The following is a 16,321-nucleotide window of genomic DNA, read 5'->3' as shown; positions in this document are numbered from 1 at the left end:
CGGTTTGCTATGATAAGCAAACCGGCTTCTTTTATTGCTGCTGATGAGGCTTTAAGCCTTGCTCTAATGTTTCAAGAATCTCGTTTTTCTCGTTTTCTGATGCTTCTTGCCATAGCACTTCGAACAACACGCCAAGGCCTGGCAGCATTTTTTCCTCACCGCTTTGAATGGCATCTAAAATCGTATGCTCAAGCTGCTCTTGATTATGGCCAGTGATGTTTTGAATGACTGCGCCTCTTAAATTAAAATCCATTGCCCACACTCCTTTTTTGATGGTAATAGCCCTATTCTGTCTCAAAGACAGGTTTATTATGTAGTGTGCATGAGATATAATAAATTCATGATATTTAAAGGAGTTAAAGTCGCTTGAAATATATAGAATCAGCTAAAAACACAAACATTAAACAGTGGAAAAAGCTCCATACGAAAAAAGAACGAACGAAAACGGGGCTGTTTCTCGTGGAGGGAATCCACTTAGTGGAAGAAGCATTGAAGAGCGGAGTTGTGAAAGAATTAATGGTCACATCGCCTGATAAGCTTCCTTCTCATATTGATCCGGACATTGAACTTTATGAACTGAGCGAGGAAGCCTTTTTTGCCATGACCGAAACGGAAACGCCTCAGCACATCGCGGCAGTTTGTACAGTTCCTGTATTTGAAGAAAAGAAGTATGAACGACTTCTTCTATTAGATGCAGTGCAGGACCCAGGGAATCTAGGCACACTCATTCGGACAGCAGATGCTGCTGGACTTGATGCTGTGATCTTAGGCGATGGAACAGTGGATGCGTTTAACGGAAAAACGCTCCGTTCCGCACAAGGGTCACATTTCCACCTGCCCATTTTAAAGCAAAGCCTTCAGCAGACCATACCAGCATGTAAGGAGCAAGGCATTCCTGTATACGGAAGTGCTTTAAATAAGGCGAAAGCGTATAGAAGCGTAACGGCAGAAGGTTCGTTTGCATTAATTGTGGGCAATGAAGGCGCGGGTATAAACCCAGAGATTCTGCAAATGACAGACCATAATTTATATGTGCCAATGTATGGACAGGCAGAATCATTAAATGTGGCTGTTGCAGCAGCTGTTCTTGTCTATCATTTGCGTGGATAGTGTTGCAACATGCGCTTATTTTCACTATAATGAAACTAATATTTTAAAAACCATGATAGAGGAAGATTGTTTCAAGGAGCGGCCTTATAGGGAGAATGCATCGTAGACTGAAAGTGCATTTAAGGAATGCTGAAACAGGAATTCACCTCTGGAGTTGTCACCGGGACCGCAAGCTTTGCGTAAAGGTGAACCGGATTCGTTTGATTCCGTTATGTCAATGAAGCTTATTCGCACATGTATTTGTGCTTAACAAGGGTGGTACCGCGACCACAACTCGTCCCTTCTTTTCTAGAGGAGACGGGTTTTTTTATTGTCTTCAAACGATCAAACAGCCGTTTATCCAGGCGGTTTTGTATATCAAAAGGAGGATTACACTCATGCAAGAAACGTTAAAACAGCTTGAATTAGAAGCGATAGCGAAGGTTGAAGCAGCTAGCTCGCTCAAAGAAGTCAATGACATTCGTGTTCAATATTTAGGGAAAAAAGGGCCGATCACAGAGGTGCTTCGCGGAATGGGCAAGCTTTCCGCAGAAGAAAGACCAAAAATGGGCGCACTCGCAAACGAAGTGAGAGAGCAGATTGCTGGTGCTATTGCTGAAAAAAATGAACAGCTAGAAAAAGAAGAAGTGAAGAAGAAACTTGCGTCACAAACGATCGATGTTACATTGCCAGCAAGCCCAATCAAAATGGGGGCAAGACATCCATTAACGATTGTTGTCGAAGATATTGAAGATTTATTTATTGGCATGGGCTATACCGTTGAGGAAGGTCCTGAGGTAGAAACGGATTATTATAACTTTGAGGCGCTGAATCTTCCAAAGGAGCATCCGGCACGTGATATGCAGGACAGCTTCTATATTACCGAGGATACACTGCTCAGAACACAAACGTCACCAGTTCAAGCACGTACACTTGAAAAATATAAAGGACAAGGTCCTGTGAAGATCATCTGCCCTGGGAAAGTATATAGACGAGACAGCGATGACGCGACTCATTCACATCAATTTATGCAGATTGAAGGGCTTGTTGTCGATCACAATATTAGCATGAGTGATTTAAAAGGTACGCTTGAGACAGTCGCAAGAAAAATGTTTGGTGAAGATCGTGAAATTAGACTGCGTCCAAGCTTTTTCCCATTTACAGAACCATCTGTCGAAGTGGATGTGTCTTGCTTTAAATGCGGCGGGAAAGGCTGTTCTGTATGTAAAGGAACAGGCTGGATTGAGATTTTAGGAGCTGGGATGGTTCATCCAAATGTCCTGAAAATGAGCGGATTTGATCCAGAAACTTACCAAGGCTTTGCTTTTGGAATGGGTGTTGAACGGATTGCAATGCTCAAATACGGCATTGATGATATTCGCCATTTCTACACAAATGATATTAGATTCACAAAGCAATTCAAGCAGGACTAAGAGGAGGAAATCAACATGTTTGTTTCATATAAATGGTTAGAAGACTATGTCGATTTAGAAGGCATTCAGCCGGATGAATTAGCAGAGAAAATCACAAGAAGCGGAATTGAAGTGGAAGCCGTTGAATATAAAGGCGAAGGCATTAAAGGAGTTGTCGTTGGACACGTCGTGGAGCGAGAACAGCACCCGAATGCCGACAAATTAAACAAATGTCTCGTCGATATCGGAGAAGACGAACCGGTTCAAATTATTTGCGGAGCTCCGAATGTGGATAAAGGACAATATGTGGCTGTCGCAACGGTTGGTGCAGTCCTTCCTGGGAATTTTAAAATTAAAAAAGCAAAGCTGCGCGGCGAAGAGTCTCATGGCATGATTTGTTCTCTGCAAGAATTAGGTGTAGAAAGCAAACTCGTACCAAAGGAATATGCAGAAGGTATTTTTGTTTTCCCAAATGACGTCAAACCCGGAGATGATGCCCTTCAGGCACTTCAATTAGACGATGCGGTACTTGAGCTTGGCTTAACGCCAAACCGTGCGGATGCCCTGAATATGCTAGGTGTCGCCTATGAGGTTGCAGCCATTTTAGGGAAGGATATCAAACTTCCTGATACAGCACATGACACGTCTTCAGAAAAAGCAGCAGACTATATTTCAGTGAAAATTGAGGATCAAGAAGCGAATCCACTTTATGCTGCGAAGATCATTAAACATGTAAAGATTGGACCAGCACCGCTTTGGATTCAAACAAGATTGATGAATGCAGGCATTCGCCCAATTAACAACGTCGTCGATATTACGAACTTTGTACTGCTTGAATACGGTCAGCCGCTTCATGCATTTGATTATGACCGCTTTGGTTCAAAGCAAGTGGTCGTACGTAAAGCGACTGATAGCGAAAGCATTCAAACACTTGATGAGCAAGAGCGTACACTTTCATCAAAGCATCTTGTGATCACTAATGGGACGAAAGCGCACGCTGTCGCAGGCGTCATGGGCGGTCTTGAATCAGAGGTGCGTGATGAAACGACAACAATTCTTTTAGAAGCGGCATATTTCAACGGTCAAACAGTCCGTCAAGCATCTAGAGACTTGGGGCTTCGCAGTGAATCAAGCGCACGATTTGAAAAAGGACTTGAACCGCAGCGTACGAAATCAGCAGCCGAAAGAGCAGCGCAACTGATCAGTCTCTATGCAGGTGGTGAAGTGCTAAGCGGGACTGTGGAGGAAAACCACCTTGAAACAAGTATGAATGTCATCCAAGTATCTACTGAGCGTGTGAACAAGGTGCTTGGCATGAGCATTTCAAAAGAAGATATGATTCAAATTTTCAACAAATTGGGCTTTACAGTAGGCGAATCAAATGACGTTCTTGTTGTAACGGTTCCTTCTCGTAGAATGGATATCACGATTGAAGAAGACCTCACTGAAGAAGTTGCGAGATTATATGGCTACGATAATATCCCGTCTACACTGCCTGCGACAGCTGGTACAGTTGGCGGTCTCACGCCATATCAAGTGAAGCGCAGAAAGGTGAGACGCTTCTTAGAAGGCGCAGGTCTTTCTCAAGCGATCACGTATTCATTGACAAATCAGCATAAGTCTACAGCTTTTGCATTGAATCCAGCTTATAAAACGAGACTTTCCCTGCCAATGAGTGAAGAACGAAGTGTGCTTAGACAAAGTCTTCTGCCAAACTTACTTGATTCTGTTGCATATAACTTGGCAAGACAAGCTGATTCATTTGGTTTTTATGAAACGGGTTCTGTGTTCTTAGCAGAAGCTGAAGGAGCAAAACCGGTGGAAAAAGAGCATGTCGCTGGTGCGCTGACAGGCTTATGGCATAAAAATCTTTGGCAGGGCGAGAAAAAAGCCGTCGATTTTTATGTAGCGAAAGGAATTGCAGAAGGTCTATTTGAAAAGCTTGGTGTATCAGACCAAATCACATATGTTCAAGCAGAGCGTGAGGGTCTTCACCCAGGTCGTACAGCAGATGTTCATTTAAATGGAAAAGTCATTGGGTTTGTTGCTGCACTTCATCCAGTCATTGAAAAGGAATTAGATTTAAAAGAAACATATGTCTTCGAGTTTGATTTAACAGATGTGATGACGTCTGAATCGAAGGATATGAAATATACAGCGATTCCGAGATTCCCTGCTGTGACAAGAGATATTGCACTTGTTGTAGATCAGCATATCTCAAGCGGACAGTTGGAGCGGGTCATCTATGAGGCAGGCGGGGATTTACTGACTGATCTATCCGTCTTTGATGTGTATGAAGGTGAACACATGGAAGAAGGCAAAAAATCTGTTGCATTCTCTCTCCAATATTTAAATCCGGAACAAACATTGACAGAGGAAGAAGTCACCGCTGTTCATACAAACGTATTGAAAGCATTAGAAAATACGTATCAAGCCGTCTTGCGCGGTTAAAGAAAAAAGAGCTAAGGCCATATGGGCCTAGCTCTTTTTTATAACCATTTTTTCGCTTTTTGTGTGTTGGCAAAATGCAGCTTTGTAAATTGACGTAAAGCCTCTTCGCCGTGCAGCTTGATGAGCTTTGCAGCCGCCTTGTCTACATGAGGACCGGCTCCTTTTGGAATGTCAAACCCTGCTGCTTTAGATAACTTATCCATTTCAATTAAAAAAGAGTACCTTGCAATAATGGAAGCCGCAGCAACTGACAAATGAATGCCTTCTGCTTTTGTGCTAAAGTACGTCCGCTCCCGAATGATTTTTTTCCCAGCAAGATGCTTGAAATAAATACCCGGTTCTGCAAATTGGTCAATCAAAATAGCTTCAGGCTGTTTCCCATCTAATTTCTCCAGCACAGAGGTGATGACTTGGTTATGAAGAAGCGCCTTCATTTTCCCTTGGCTCATGCCCTTTTCCTGCATCGCATTGTATTTTTCATTTCGGAGTACGAGCAGGCTGAACGGAATGGTTTTGATGAGATCTTTGGCAATGTTGATAATTTGCGGGTCTTTTAGACCTTTTGAGTCTTTTACGCCAAGCTCTTTCATGAGAGCAAGCTTGCTTGAATCGACATAGGCGGCACAGACCGTTATCGGTCCAAAATAATCACCTGTTCCTACTTCATCTGAACCGATGACGGACATAGAAGCAATCCCTGACGGCGGACTATATTTTGTGACAGTCGGTGCTTTTGTGCTCTTCGTTTCAGCTGCTTTTAAATGGCTGAATTGACTGGCTTCAACTTCTGCTTTTTGTCCTTGAAACAGCACTTTTCCAGATCGATAGGCTGTAATCGTACAGCCAGGAACCTTTGCTTGAAAAAGGGCGCCTGGTGGTAACGTATCAGTTAAGTGGTGCGCATACGCGCTCTTCATTTTTTTAAGGTCTTCTGATGTTGCTTTTAAGACGGATTGGGGCACAGTGGATAACTCCTTTTTACCTTGATATCATTGATTTCTAAAGTGTACCATAACAGGGAAGGGCTCGTCTTTCCATTCAATGTCTAAACATGTTATGATAGAGACTAGGATTCTCGTGGAATGGAGGAGAAACGTTGTCTGACGGCGGTAAAACGAAAACAACAGTTGAGATTTACGGACAGTCCTATACGATCATCGGTCAAGAAACGAAGATGCATATGCGACACGTTGCTTCAATTGTTGATGATAAAATGAGAGAAATAAATGAAAAAAACCCATACCTTGATATAAACAAATTAGCTGTACTGACAGCAGTCAATGTCGTCCACGACTACTTGAAATTAAAAGAGCAATACGAAAAACTAGAGATTCAGCTTAAAGAAAAGGAATGAAATTACCGTGATCGATATCATCATTTTGTTTTTGCTTCTTATGGGAACGCTTGTCGGTCTAAAACGCGGGTTTATTCTTCAATTTATTAAATTGATCAGCTTTGTTGTTTCTATCTTAGTGGCTTCCATGTTTTATCAGTCACTTGCACCACAGCTTACGTGGATTCCAGCACCTAATTTTAGCGGCGGTCAAGCGCAGCTCGCTTTCTTTAGTGGGAATCTAGAAACAGCTTATTATAATACCATTGCGTTTATCATTCTGTTTATCTTGACCAAAATCCTGCTCGCCATCATTGGCGGATTGCTCACAACCATTGCAAGTATACCTGTGATTAAACAGGTCAACAAACTGCTTGGCGGTGTTTTAGGATTTCTTGAAACCTATCTATTTGTATTTATTCTCTTGTTTGTCGCTGCATTACTTCCAGTCGATGCACTGCAAACAATGTTGAGCAAATCCATATTAGCAGATGCGATCGTAAGCAACACCCCTTATCTGTCCGGTCTTGTTAAAGACTTATGGACGACGTATGGAGTTTAAAAACTTCTCCTTTCTTGGAGAAGTTTTTTCTCATTCCATGACAGAAAGTTGTAGGATGAAGGAAAAGTTTGTATATTTATAAAGGAAGATGCCAAAGCGGCTGGAGGATGAGAGATGAATAAAAAAGATATTATCAAACTTCTTGAAACAATTGCAGTATATATGGAGCTAAAAGGAGATAATCCTTTTAAGATTTCTGCCTTTCGTAAAGCAGCAGCGGCACTGGAGCAAGATGACCGCAGCCTTTCTCAAATAGATGATCTACTAGCATTACCCGGCATTGGAAAAGGAACCTTTGCTGTGATCACTGAGTATATCGAAAAAGGACAATCAGAAACACTCGAACAATTAAAAAAGGAAGTGCCTGAAGGACTTGTCCCGCTTTTGAAATTGCCAGGACTTGGCGGCAAAAAGATCGCTAAGCTTTACCAAGAGCTTGGCGTCCATGATGCACAGTCTCTAAAAGAAGCATGCGAAGCGGAAAAGGTACAAGCGCTTGCTGGTTTCGGCAAAAAAACAGAAGAAAAGATTCTCGCAGCTCTTGAGGAAGCAGGAAAGCAGCCGGAACGACTGCCAATTGGCTTTGCATTAGATGTGGCAGAGCGGATTGATTATGCGCTTGAAGAGATGAAAGGTATCATCCGTTTTTCAAGAGCCGGCAGTTTAAGACGTGCACGCGAAACCGTCAAAGATTTAGATTATATCATTGCAACAGACAATCCTGAGCAAGTCAGAGAGCAGCTCGTTGCACTTGATGATGTGAAAGATGTCATCGCAAGCGGTGATACGAAGGTATCTGTTGTGCTTGCCCTTGATTTTGAGATCAGTGTCGACTTCCGGCTTGTGACAGTAGACCAATTCGCAACTACACTGCACCATTTCACTGGCTCAAAAGATCACAATATTCGAATGCGTCAGCTTGCGAAGGAACGCGGAGAGCGCATTAGCGAATATGGTGTGGAAACAATTGAAACTGGAGAAGTAAAAACGTTTGAAGACGAGAGCGCTTTTTATGCACATTTTCAACTTCCGCTCATTCCGCCAGAAATTCGTGAAACCGGAGCGGAGATTGATACGTATAAAGAAAGTATGCAGTTTGTAGAACTGAAAGATATCAAAGGCGACCTTCATATGCACTCGACATGGAGTGACGGAGCCTTCTCTATTCGTGAAATGGCGGAAGCATGTATCGCAAAAGGCTATGAATACATGGCGATTACAGATCACTCGCAATATTTAAAAGTAGCCAACGGGTTAACAAAAGAACGTTTGCGTCTGCAAGCAAAAGAAATTGACAAGCTTAATCAGGAATTCGAGCATTTTCACATTTTCAAAGGGGTCGAAATGGATATCCTGCCGGATGGATCGTTAGATTATGATGATGACTTTTTAAAAGACATGGATTTTGTCATTGCGTCTATTCATTCTAGCTTCTCTCAGCCGGAAGAAGTCATTATGGAACGCCTTGAAAATGCCTTGCGTAATCAGCATGTCGATTTAATTGCACATCCAACAGGCCGTTTGATCGGCAGACGGGATGGCTATGCCTTAAATATAGATCAACTCATAGAGCTTGCGAAGAAAACGGGCACTGCACTTGAGCTCAACAGCAATCCGTCAAGACTTGATTTAAAAACAGAGCATTTAATCAAAGCAAATGAAGCGGGTGTGCACATCATGATCAATACAGATGCGCACAACATCGCCATGCTGGAACATATGGAAGTCGGTGTAACAGCTGCAAGAAAGGGCTGGACACCAAAAGCAAATGTCGTGAATACTTTTACTCTAAACGAGATCAAAAAGTTTTTAACGCGTGACAGGTAGTCGTTAGGAGGCTGGACCATGCTGCAACAAAAAGTGTTAGCATCATTAGAATTTCATAAAGTAAAAGAAAAAGTGATGTCCTATACCGCATCCACATTAGGAAAAGAAAGAGCGCAGGATTTAACACCTCTGACGGATATAGAAACCATTCAGCATTTGCTGGAAGAGGTAGCAGAAGCGCAAGATGTGATCCGCTTAAAGGGATCAGCGCCATTTGGCGGGTTAACAGATATTAGACGCGCAGTGAAAAGGGCAGAAATCGGCAGTACATTAAGCCCTTCTGAGCTGATGGAAATCGCAGGGCTATTATATGCGGTGAAAAATATGAAGCACTTTCTCACGTCCATGTATGAAGATGGAGTAGATATACCGCGCCTTCATACATATGCTGAGACACTGATATTACTGCCTGAAATCAGAAAAGAAATCGAAAGCTGTATTGGTGATAATGGAGAAGTGCTTGATCATGCAACTCCTGCACTTCGTTCATTGCGTATTCAATTACGCTCACTAGAATCAAAGGTCCGCGATAAATTAGAAGCGATGATTCGTTCACAATCGGCTTCGAAAATGCTGTCAGACACAATTGTCACCATTCGTAATGACCGGTTTGTTATTCCGGTGAAACAAGAGTACCGCTCGAATTACGGCGGAATTGTTCATGACCAGTCTTCATCAGGGGCGACCCTTTTTATTGAGCCGCAAGTGGTCGTGGATGTAAATAACACCTTGCAGCAAACCCGTTTAAAAGAGAAGCAAGAGGTTGAAAAGATTCTGCAAATGCTGACAGAGAGCGTGTCAGAGCACATTGGGGAACTGCTTCACAATGTAAAGGAACTGCAGACGCTAGATTTTATTTTTGCTAAAGCTAAATATGCAAAGACAGAAAAAGCCACAAAACCTGCTGTGAATGATCAAGGAGAAATCTATTTAAAACGAGCAAGACATCCTCTATTGCCCCGGGATCAAGTTGTCGCAAATGATATTGAGCTCGGTAAAGATTTTTCAACGATCGTGATCACTGGACCAAATACAGGGGGAAAGACCGTTACTTTAAAAACGCTAGGTCTTCTGACGCTGATGACACAGGCGGGCCTCCATATTCCAGTTGAAGAAGGCTCTGAAGTGGCTGTGTTCGACCAAGTCTTTGCTGATATTGGAGACGAACAATCCATTGAACAAAGCTTGAGTACGTTCTCATCTCATATGGTCAATATTGTCGATATCTTAAAGCATTTGACTTCAAATTCTCTCGTCTTATTTGATGAATTAGGGGCAGGAACAGACCCAGCTGAAGGTGCGGCACTTGCGATGAGCATATTAGATGAAGTGCATCAAACGAATGCACGTGTCATCGCAACGACTCATTACCCCGAGCTGAAGGCATATGGGTATAACCGGGAAGGCGTCACAAATGCAAGCGTGGAGTTTGATATTGAAACCTTATCTCCAACGTACCGCCTGCTCATCGGTGTGCCTGGACGAAGCAACGCATTTGAAATTTCAAAGCGTCTTGGTTTGCCAGATCACCTTATAGACCGGGCAAAAGCAGATATGCATGCAGAGCATAATGAAGTAGACCAAATGATTGCTTCATTAGAAGATAGCAAGAAACAAGCAGAAGAAGAACTGCATGAGACAGAAGTCTATAGAAAAGAAGCAGAAAAGCTTCATAAAGAATTGCAAAGACAAATTCTTGAATGGAATGAGCAAAAGGACAAACTGCTTGAAGAAGCTGAACAGAAAGCGAAAGAGAAAATTGAACAAGCATCAAAAGAAGCTGAAGATATCATTCAAGAGCTCCGTTCAATAAAAAGTGAGCACCGCTCATTCAAAGAGCATGAACTCATCGATGCGCGAAAGCGTCTTGAAGAAGCTGTTCCTGAGTTTGACAGGAAAAAGAAGCCAGAGCCAGCGAAAAAAGCAGTAAGACAGCTGAAGGCAGGCGACGAAGTCAAAGTGCTTACCTTCGGGCAAAAAGGAACGCTGCTTGAACAAACAGGCGACAAAGAATGGAGTGTCCAAATGGGCATTCTGAAAATGAAGGTAAAAGAAAAAGACATGGAATTTATCAAATCAGCACCTGAATTTAAGCAAGAAAAAGCCATCACGGCAGTCAAAGGGAAAGATTATCATGTCTCGCTGGAACTCGATTTAAGAGGCGAGCGTTATGAAAATGCCTTAAGCAGAGTCGAAAAATATTTAGATGATGCTGTATTAGCTGGTTATCCGCGCGTGTCTATTATTCACGGTAAAGGAACTGGCGCCCTTAGAAAAGGGGTTCAGGAATTACTGAAACAGCATCGAAGTGTGAAAAATGCTCGTTTTGGCGAACAAGGTGAAGGAGGATCAGGCGTCACCATCGTCGAATTAAAGTAAAAAGGAGAAAACGCATGAAAGCCTTTTGGGAAAATGAACTTGTGGAAATTGCCGCCTATTATAGCGTGGCCGTCCTGTGTCTCGTCTTATTTCTAACCATTTTTGAACTCGTCACCTCCTATAAGAATTGGGAAGAGATTCAGCGGGGGAACTTAGCCGTTGCCATGGCAACAGGCGGGAAAATCTTTGGGATTGCGAATGTGTTTCAGCATTCAATCGCTCAGCACAATTCCCTTCTTCAAATGATTGGATGGGGCGTATACGGCTTTGTGATGCTGCTTGTCAGCTATTTCATTTTTGAATTTTTAACACCACGTTTTAAAGTAGACAAAGAGATTGAAAATGATAATAGAGCGGTCGGGTTTATTTCACTCATCATTTCAGTTGGGCTGTCTTACGTAGTAGCAGCCGGCATTTAAGGAGACGACATGGAAAAGCTAGCAAAAGTATTAATCGTAGTTGCCTGCACTTTTGCGGTCATTGGTGCCGTTTATCTGTTCCTGTGAAATGAAAAAAACAGGCGTTAGAAAGCTGTCAGGGAATCCCTTGGCAGCTTTTATCTCATCAAAGGCGGCGAATGACATGAAGCACATTCTGCAAAAAGACGAACTGATCAAGCGCATTGATACTTGTCTTCAAATGACATCCCTTCCAAGAGACATATACAAACCGTATATTGCACGTCCGTTTCAAACGTCAGGATTTTTTGATGATTTGAGCCCCTATATTCAAATCGATTCGAGTGGTTATATCCTCATTCAATATGAACGAGGCATTCAAATGCTGCATAAAAGAACAAAAGTGGCGGATGAAGTCATTTACTGGATTTTAGAAGACACGATTTTTCTCACGGTTTACATCGACATGATGAGGAAGTATCAAGTCGACAACATCCAGACGCATTTACCGAATGACCCTAGTATCCATCAACAGATCGTAGAAAGAGTCAACGACTCATTTCGTGCAATCGGTGGATTATATGAACAGTGGCATCATGAAGGAAAAAGAGCTTCTATCGAAACACCGGCGAAAAAGTAAACATGTGCAATTGAACCAAGCCCTATTAGAAAAAAGCAAACTGCCCTAAGGAAAAGTTTGCTATAATATAATAGTACGAAAGTTCAGGAAGGAGGGTTTTTATGCAGTCAGATAAACGTTGGCTTCTGCATTACCCGAATCAAATTCCCCACGAACTCACCATCCCAAATGAAACATTACAATCTTACTTATTCAGCTCCGCAGAGGCTGCACCTGAGCATACAGCCATTCATTTTCTAGGAAAGAACATCACCTATGAACAGCTGCAAGAAGACGTATTGAAACTAGCCAGTCATCTGCTGAAAATTGGCGTGAAAAAAGGCGACAGAGTAGCGATCATGCTGCCGAACTGTCCTCAATCGGTCATTTCTTATTATGCTGTTTTAATAGCAGGCGGCATCGTTGTTCAAACAAACCCGCTTTATACGGAGAAAGAACTGGAATATCAAATAGAAGACAGCGGCGCCAAAGTGCTGATCACGCTAGATTTGTTGTATCCAAAGGCTTATAAAATGAAAGCGCTGACAAGTATGGAGCACTTAATCGTCACCAAACTACAAGATTATTTACCATTCCCGAAAAACATACTGTTTCCTATTGTGCAAAGAAGAAAAAATAAAATGGTCATACAAGTGGAGAAAAATGACACCATTCATCACTTCGCGCAGATTATGAAAGAATCGGAAGGTGAACAGCAGGTACCCGCACTTGCCTTTGATCCGGAAGAGGATATCGCTGTTTTGCAATATACTGGCGGAACGACCGGGTTACCAAAAGGCGTCATGCTCACACATGAAAATATTTTAGCGAATACTGAAATGTGCGCTTCCTGGATGTATAAAACGACCAGGGGGAAAGAACGCATCCTCGGCATCATTCCGTTTTTTCATGTCTACGGAATGACGACCGTCTTAAATCTTGCTGTCAAAGAAGGGCATTCAATGATTCTACTTCCGCGATTTGACGCAGCTGATACCCTCAAAACGATTGAAAAACAGAAGCCGACGCTCTTTCCAGGTGCACCAACCATGTATATCGCCTTGCTGCATCATCCGAACATTGAAAAGTATGATCTATCGTCCATCACTGCATGTCTAAGCGGCTCAGCGGCACTTCCTGTTGAAGTCAAACAAAGCTTTGAAAAATTAACAGGAGGACGCTTAGTGGAGGGGTACGGACTTTCAGAAACCTCACCCGTCACTCATTCTAACTTTTTATGGGGAGCGAACAAAACAGGCAGCATTGGCTGTCCGTGGCCTAATACAGATGCCGGTATTTATTGCGAGGAAACCGGAGGCCTCAAAGAACCATATGAGCATGGAGAAATCATTGTTAAAGGGCCCCAGATCATGAAAGGATACTGGAATCAGCCAGAGGAGACAGAGGCTGTATTACGAGATGGCTGGTTTTTCACCGGAGATATAGGGTATATGGATGAGGACGGTTTTTTCTATATCGTCGACCGGAAAAAAGATGTCATCATTGCGAGCGGCTATAATATTTACCCAAGAGAAGTCGAAGAAGCCCTTTATGAGCATGAGCTTGTACAAGAAGTCGTCGTCGCAGGTATTCCAGATCCGTACAGAGGAGAAACAGTGAAAGCATTTATTGTACCGAAAAAGGATGCCTACTTAACAGAGGACGAACTTGATCGCTTTGTCAGGACGAGAATTGCCTCATTTAAAGTACCGCGCGTGTATGAATTTAAAGAATCACTGCCTAAAACAGCCGTCGGGAAGATTTTGCGCAGAGTATTAATTGAAGAAGAAAAAAGAAAGCACGCTTCTTCATCTGAAACGCCTGCCGATCAACCGAAAACATAACGGCTTCATCATCCGGTCCACCGGCCGGATGATTTGAATGTTGACCGCCTCCTCTGGTATGCTAAAGGTGGAAAAGAAAGAAGAAGATCACTTGACAAATCGCCCGTTTCTTTTTAACATAAAGTTATGAATGAATACTCATTCAATCCAGAAAGGGACGAAGCACATTGAAGCAGAAAAGACCGAAGTACATGCAAATTATTGATGCAGCAGTTGTGGTGATTGCAGAGAACGGCTATCACCAATCACAAGTTTCAAAAATTGCGAAACAAGCAGGGGTAGCAGACGGAACCATTTATCTTTATTTCAAAAATAAAGAGGATATTTTGATCTCATTGTTCAAAGAAAAAATGGGACAATTCATCGAACGAATGGAAACAGATATTCAAAAGAAACCGTCGGCGAAAGAAAAGCTTCTACTGCTCATTGAGGAGCATTTTCGTATGCTTGCGCAAAATCATCATTTGGCTCTTGTGACACAGCTTGAACTCAGGCAGTCAAACCTTGAGCTGCGGCAAAAAATCAATGAGGTGCTGAAAGGGTATTTAAATATGCTCGAGTCGATATTAGCAGAAGGAAAGAAAACAGGAGAATTCAGACAAAATCTAGATGTCCGCTTAGCGAGACAAATGGTATTTGGGACGATTGATGAAACCGCTACAACATGGGTCATGAATGATCAAAAATATGATCTTCCTGCACTCGCAGAAAACGTACGTGATCTACTCTTAAACGGAATACATCAATCTTAAAGACATTTTGAAAAAGGATGATTGACATGGAAAAGATACTCACCTTACATCATGAAGGACAGACAGCACTTATCACGATTCAGCATCCACCAGCAAACGCCTTATCTTCTCAGCTGCTCACCGAGCTTAATGACATGTTTGACCAGCTCGAAAAAAATGAAGAAGTAAGAGCCATTGTGATCCACGGGGAAGGAAGATTTTTCTCAGCAGGAGCTGATATTAAGGAATTTACGACGTTACAGGAAGAGTCTGACTACTCAAGCCTTGCAGACAGAGGGCAGCAGGTCTTTGAACGGATTGAACAATGTCCAAAACCGGTCATTGCTTCAATTCACGGAGCGGCATTAGGCGGGGGCCTTGAGCTTGCCATGTCTTGTGATATCCGAATTGCCACAAAAGATGCGAAGCTTGGACTGCCGGAACTAAACCTCGGCATCATTCCGGGATTCGGCGGTACGCAGCGCCTGCCGCGCTATGTTGGTTCTGCTAAAGCGCTGGAAATGATGGGTACAGCTGAACCGATTACAGGTGAAGAAGCATTTGCCTGCGGACTTGTTTCAAAGCTGGCAGAAACAGAGGAAGAGGCGCTCGAAGCAGCCAAAATACTTGCGTCAAAATTTGCAACGAAAAGCCCAAAATCACTCGAGTATGTGCTGGATTTATTGAATGCGACAAAATTGTATTCATATGATGGCGGTATGAAGCTAGAAGCCAAAAAGTTCGGTGAGATTTTCCAATCGAATGACGCCAAAGAAGGCATACAAGCCTTTATCGAAAAGCGCAAGCCGAATTTTAAAGGGGAATAAAGGATTCAAACGAAACAAGGGGGAGAAATGGATGAATATATTTGTTTTGATGAAGCGTACGTTTGACACGGAAGAGAAGATTTCCATTCAGTCTGGTGCAATTCAAGAAGATGGAGCAGAGTTCATTATTAATCCTTATGACGAGTACGCCATAGAAGAAGCCATCCAGCTTCGCGACGAGCACGGGGGAGAAGTGACCGTTGTGACAGTTGGCAGTGAGGATGCGGAAAAGCAGCTGAGAACAGCGCTTGCTATGGGCTGCGATCAAGCCGTTTTATTAAATGTGGAAGACGACTTAGAAGAGTGGGATCAATATTCAGCTTCTACGATTCTTTACCATTATTTAAAAGACAAAGAGGCTTCCTTGATTTTAGCAGGGAATGTGGCAATTGACGGTGGCTCTGGACAGGTTGCCCCGCGTCTTGCTGAATTACTTGGGTTTTCATATGTCACAACGATTACAAGTATTCAAATTGACGGCGGCTCTGCTTCGATTGAACGAGATGCAGAAGGTGATGTGGAAGTCATTTCTGCTGAGCTCCCGCTTGTCGTCACTGCGCAGCAAGGTCTCAACGAGCCTCGCTATCCATCATTACCAGGCATTATGAAGGCAAAGAAAAAGCCTTTAGAAGAATTGGAACTGGATGATTTAGATCTGGATGAAGACGATGTGCCATATAAAATCAAAACAATTGAACGTTTCTTACCGGAGAAAAAAGAGGGTGGCAAGGTGCTGAGCGGTGAGCTTCAGGATCAAGTCAAAGAACTGACGGATTTATTAAGAAATGAAGCAAAGGTCATCTAAACATCCACTTTACGATATCACGAGAACAAGGGGGAACTTGAAAG

Annotated in this window: 15 protein-coding genes; 13 read left to right on the top strand and 2 right to left on the bottom strand. The window is 42.8% G+C overall.

Features of this window, described 5'->3' with window-relative positions:
* Positions 1-31: 31 nt before the first annotated feature.
* Entirely contained in the window at positions 32-253 is a 222-nt protein-coding gene (gene sspI / locus NSS78_RS13105; protein WP_003216243.1) for a small acid-soluble spore protein SspI, read from the bottom strand.
* A gap of 113 nt (positions 254-366) precedes the next feature.
* On the opposite strand from sspI, the gene NSS78_RS13100 reads away from it, so the two are divergent.
* From NSS78_RS13100 to pheT, 3 genes are all read left to right on the top strand, one after another.
* Entirely contained in the window at positions 367-1,110 is a 744-nt protein-coding gene (locus NSS78_RS13100; protein ID WP_137055308.1) for an RNA methyltransferase, read from the top strand.
* Between the two features lie 377 nt (positions 1,111-1,487).
* A complete protein-coding gene (gene pheS / locus NSS78_RS13095) occupies positions 1,488-2,522 on the top strand; it encodes a phenylalanine--tRNA ligase subunit alpha (protein ID WP_050943608.1) in 1,035 nt (344 codons plus the stop codon).
* Between the two features lie 15 nt (positions 2,523-2,537).
* Positions 2,538-4,952, top strand: a complete 2,415-nt coding sequence (gene pheT / locus NSS78_RS13090) for a phenylalanine--tRNA ligase subunit beta (protein ID WP_342468131.1) — start codon at positions 2,538-2,540, stop codon at positions 4,950-4,952.
* A gap of 38 nt (positions 4,953-4,990) precedes the next feature.
* Here pheT and rnhC read toward each other — a convergent pair whose 3' ends face one another.
* Positions 4,991-5,914 carry a ribonuclease HIII gene (gene rnhC, locus NSS78_RS13085; protein WP_342468130.1) on the bottom strand — a complete coding sequence of 308 codons (924 nt, stop codon included), beginning with the start codon at positions 5,912-5,914 and terminating at the stop codon, positions 4,991-4,993.
* 134 nt (positions 5,915-6,048) lie between these two features.
* On the opposite strand from rnhC, the gene zapA reads away from it, so the two are divergent.
* The 10 genes from zapA to NSS78_RS13035 all read left to right on the top strand — a co-directional run bounded on the left by zapA (position 6,049) and on the right by NSS78_RS13035 (position 16,277).
* Positions 6,049-6,306, top strand: coding sequence for a cell division protein ZapA (gene zapA, locus NSS78_RS13080; protein WP_012010831.1), 258 nt, complete (start codon positions 6,049-6,051; stop codon positions 6,304-6,306).
* Between the two features lie 7 nt (positions 6,307-6,313).
* The gene (locus NSS78_RS13075; protein WP_003216761.1) at positions 6,314-6,847 is read left to right on the top strand and encodes a CvpA family protein; all 534 of its coding nucleotides are present in this window, start codon (positions 6,314-6,316) and stop codon (positions 6,845-6,847) included.
* Between the two features lie 114 nt (positions 6,848-6,961).
* On the top strand, positions 6,962-8,674 hold the full coding sequence (gene polX / locus NSS78_RS13070; protein ID WP_137055302.1) for a DNA polymerase/3'-5' exonuclease PolX: 1,713 nt from the start codon (positions 6,962-6,964) through the stop codon (positions 8,672-8,674).
* Positions 8,675-8,695: 21 nt separating this feature from the next.
* Positions 8,696-11,053, top strand: a complete 2,358-nt coding sequence (locus NSS78_RS13065) for an endonuclease MutS2 (protein ID WP_310025019.1) — start codon at positions 8,696-8,698, stop codon at positions 11,051-11,053.
* A gap of 14 nt (positions 11,054-11,067) precedes the next feature.
* Positions 11,068-11,472, top strand: coding sequence for a DUF350 domain-containing protein (locus NSS78_RS13060; protein ID WP_008345990.1), 405 nt, complete (start codon positions 11,068-11,070; stop codon positions 11,470-11,472).
* Between the two features lie 163 nt (positions 11,473-11,635).
* Positions 11,636-12,091 carry an immunity 63 family protein gene (locus NSS78_RS13055; RefSeq protein WP_050943611.1) on the top strand — a complete coding sequence of 152 codons (456 nt, stop codon included), beginning with the start codon at positions 11,636-11,638 and terminating at the stop codon, positions 12,089-12,091.
* Between the two features lie 101 nt (positions 12,092-12,192).
* Positions 12,193-13,914 carry an AMP-binding protein gene (locus NSS78_RS13050; RefSeq protein WP_342468129.1) on the top strand — a complete coding sequence of 574 codons (1,722 nt, stop codon included), beginning with the start codon at positions 12,193-12,195 and terminating at the stop codon, positions 13,912-13,914.
* 167 nt (positions 13,915-14,081) lie between these two features.
* Complete coding sequence (locus NSS78_RS13045) at positions 14,082-14,666, top strand: TetR/AcrR family transcriptional regulator (RefSeq protein ID WP_003216590.1); 585 nt, start codon at positions 14,082-14,084, stop codon at positions 14,664-14,666.
* A 26-nt stretch (positions 14,667-14,692) separates the two neighbouring features.
* A complete protein-coding gene (locus NSS78_RS13040; RefSeq protein ID WP_342468128.1) occupies positions 14,693-15,472 on the top strand; it encodes an enoyl-CoA hydratase in 780 nt (259 codons plus the stop codon).
* 31 nt (positions 15,473-15,503) lie between these two features.
* Positions 15,504-16,277 carry an electron transfer flavoprotein subunit beta/FixA family protein gene (locus NSS78_RS13035; protein ID WP_012010823.1) on the top strand — a complete coding sequence of 258 codons (774 nt, stop codon included), beginning with the start codon at positions 15,504-15,506 and terminating at the stop codon, positions 16,275-16,277.
* Positions 16,278-16,321 lie beyond the last annotated feature (44 nt).

Source organism: Bacillus sp. FSL W8-0920, from assembly GCF_038593215.1.
GTDB lineage: Bacteria > Bacillota > Bacilli > Bacillales > Bacillaceae > Bacillus > Bacillus pumilus.
Note: the sequence above shows the minus strand (reverse complement) of the source record. Positions and strands in the feature narration are given on the sequence as shown.

Coding starts and splice junctions, on each gene's coding strand:
- NSS78_RS13060 (WP_008345990.1), top strand. CDS start 11,068: ATGAAAGCCTTTTGGGAAAATGAACTTGTGGAAATTGCCGCCTATTAT.
- sspI (WP_003216243.1), bottom strand. CDS start 253: ATGGATTTTAATTTAAGAGGCGCAGTCATTCAAAACATCACTGGCCAT.
- NSS78_RS13055 (WP_050943611.1), top strand. CDS start 11,636: ATGAAGCACATTCTGCAAAAAGACGAACTGATCAAGCGCATTGATACT.
- polX (WP_137055302.1), top strand. CDS start 6,962: ATGAATAAAAAAGATATTATCAAACTTCTTGAAACAATTGCAGTATAT.
- NSS78_RS13040 (WP_342468128.1), top strand. CDS start 14,693: ATGGAAAAGATACTCACCTTACATCATGAAGGACAGACAGCACTTATC.
- NSS78_RS13050 (WP_342468129.1), top strand. CDS start 12,193: ATGCAGTCAGATAAACGTTGGCTTCTGCATTACCCGAATCAAATTCCC.
- pheT (WP_342468131.1), top strand. CDS start 2,538: ATGTTTGTTTCATATAAATGGTTAGAAGACTATGTCGATTTAGAAGGC.
- NSS78_RS13035 (WP_012010823.1), top strand. CDS start 15,504: ATGAATATATTTGTTTTGATGAAGCGTACGTTTGACACGGAAGAGAAG.
- pheS (WP_050943608.1), top strand. CDS start 1,488: ATGCAAGAAACGTTAAAACAGCTTGAATTAGAAGCGATAGCGAAGGTT.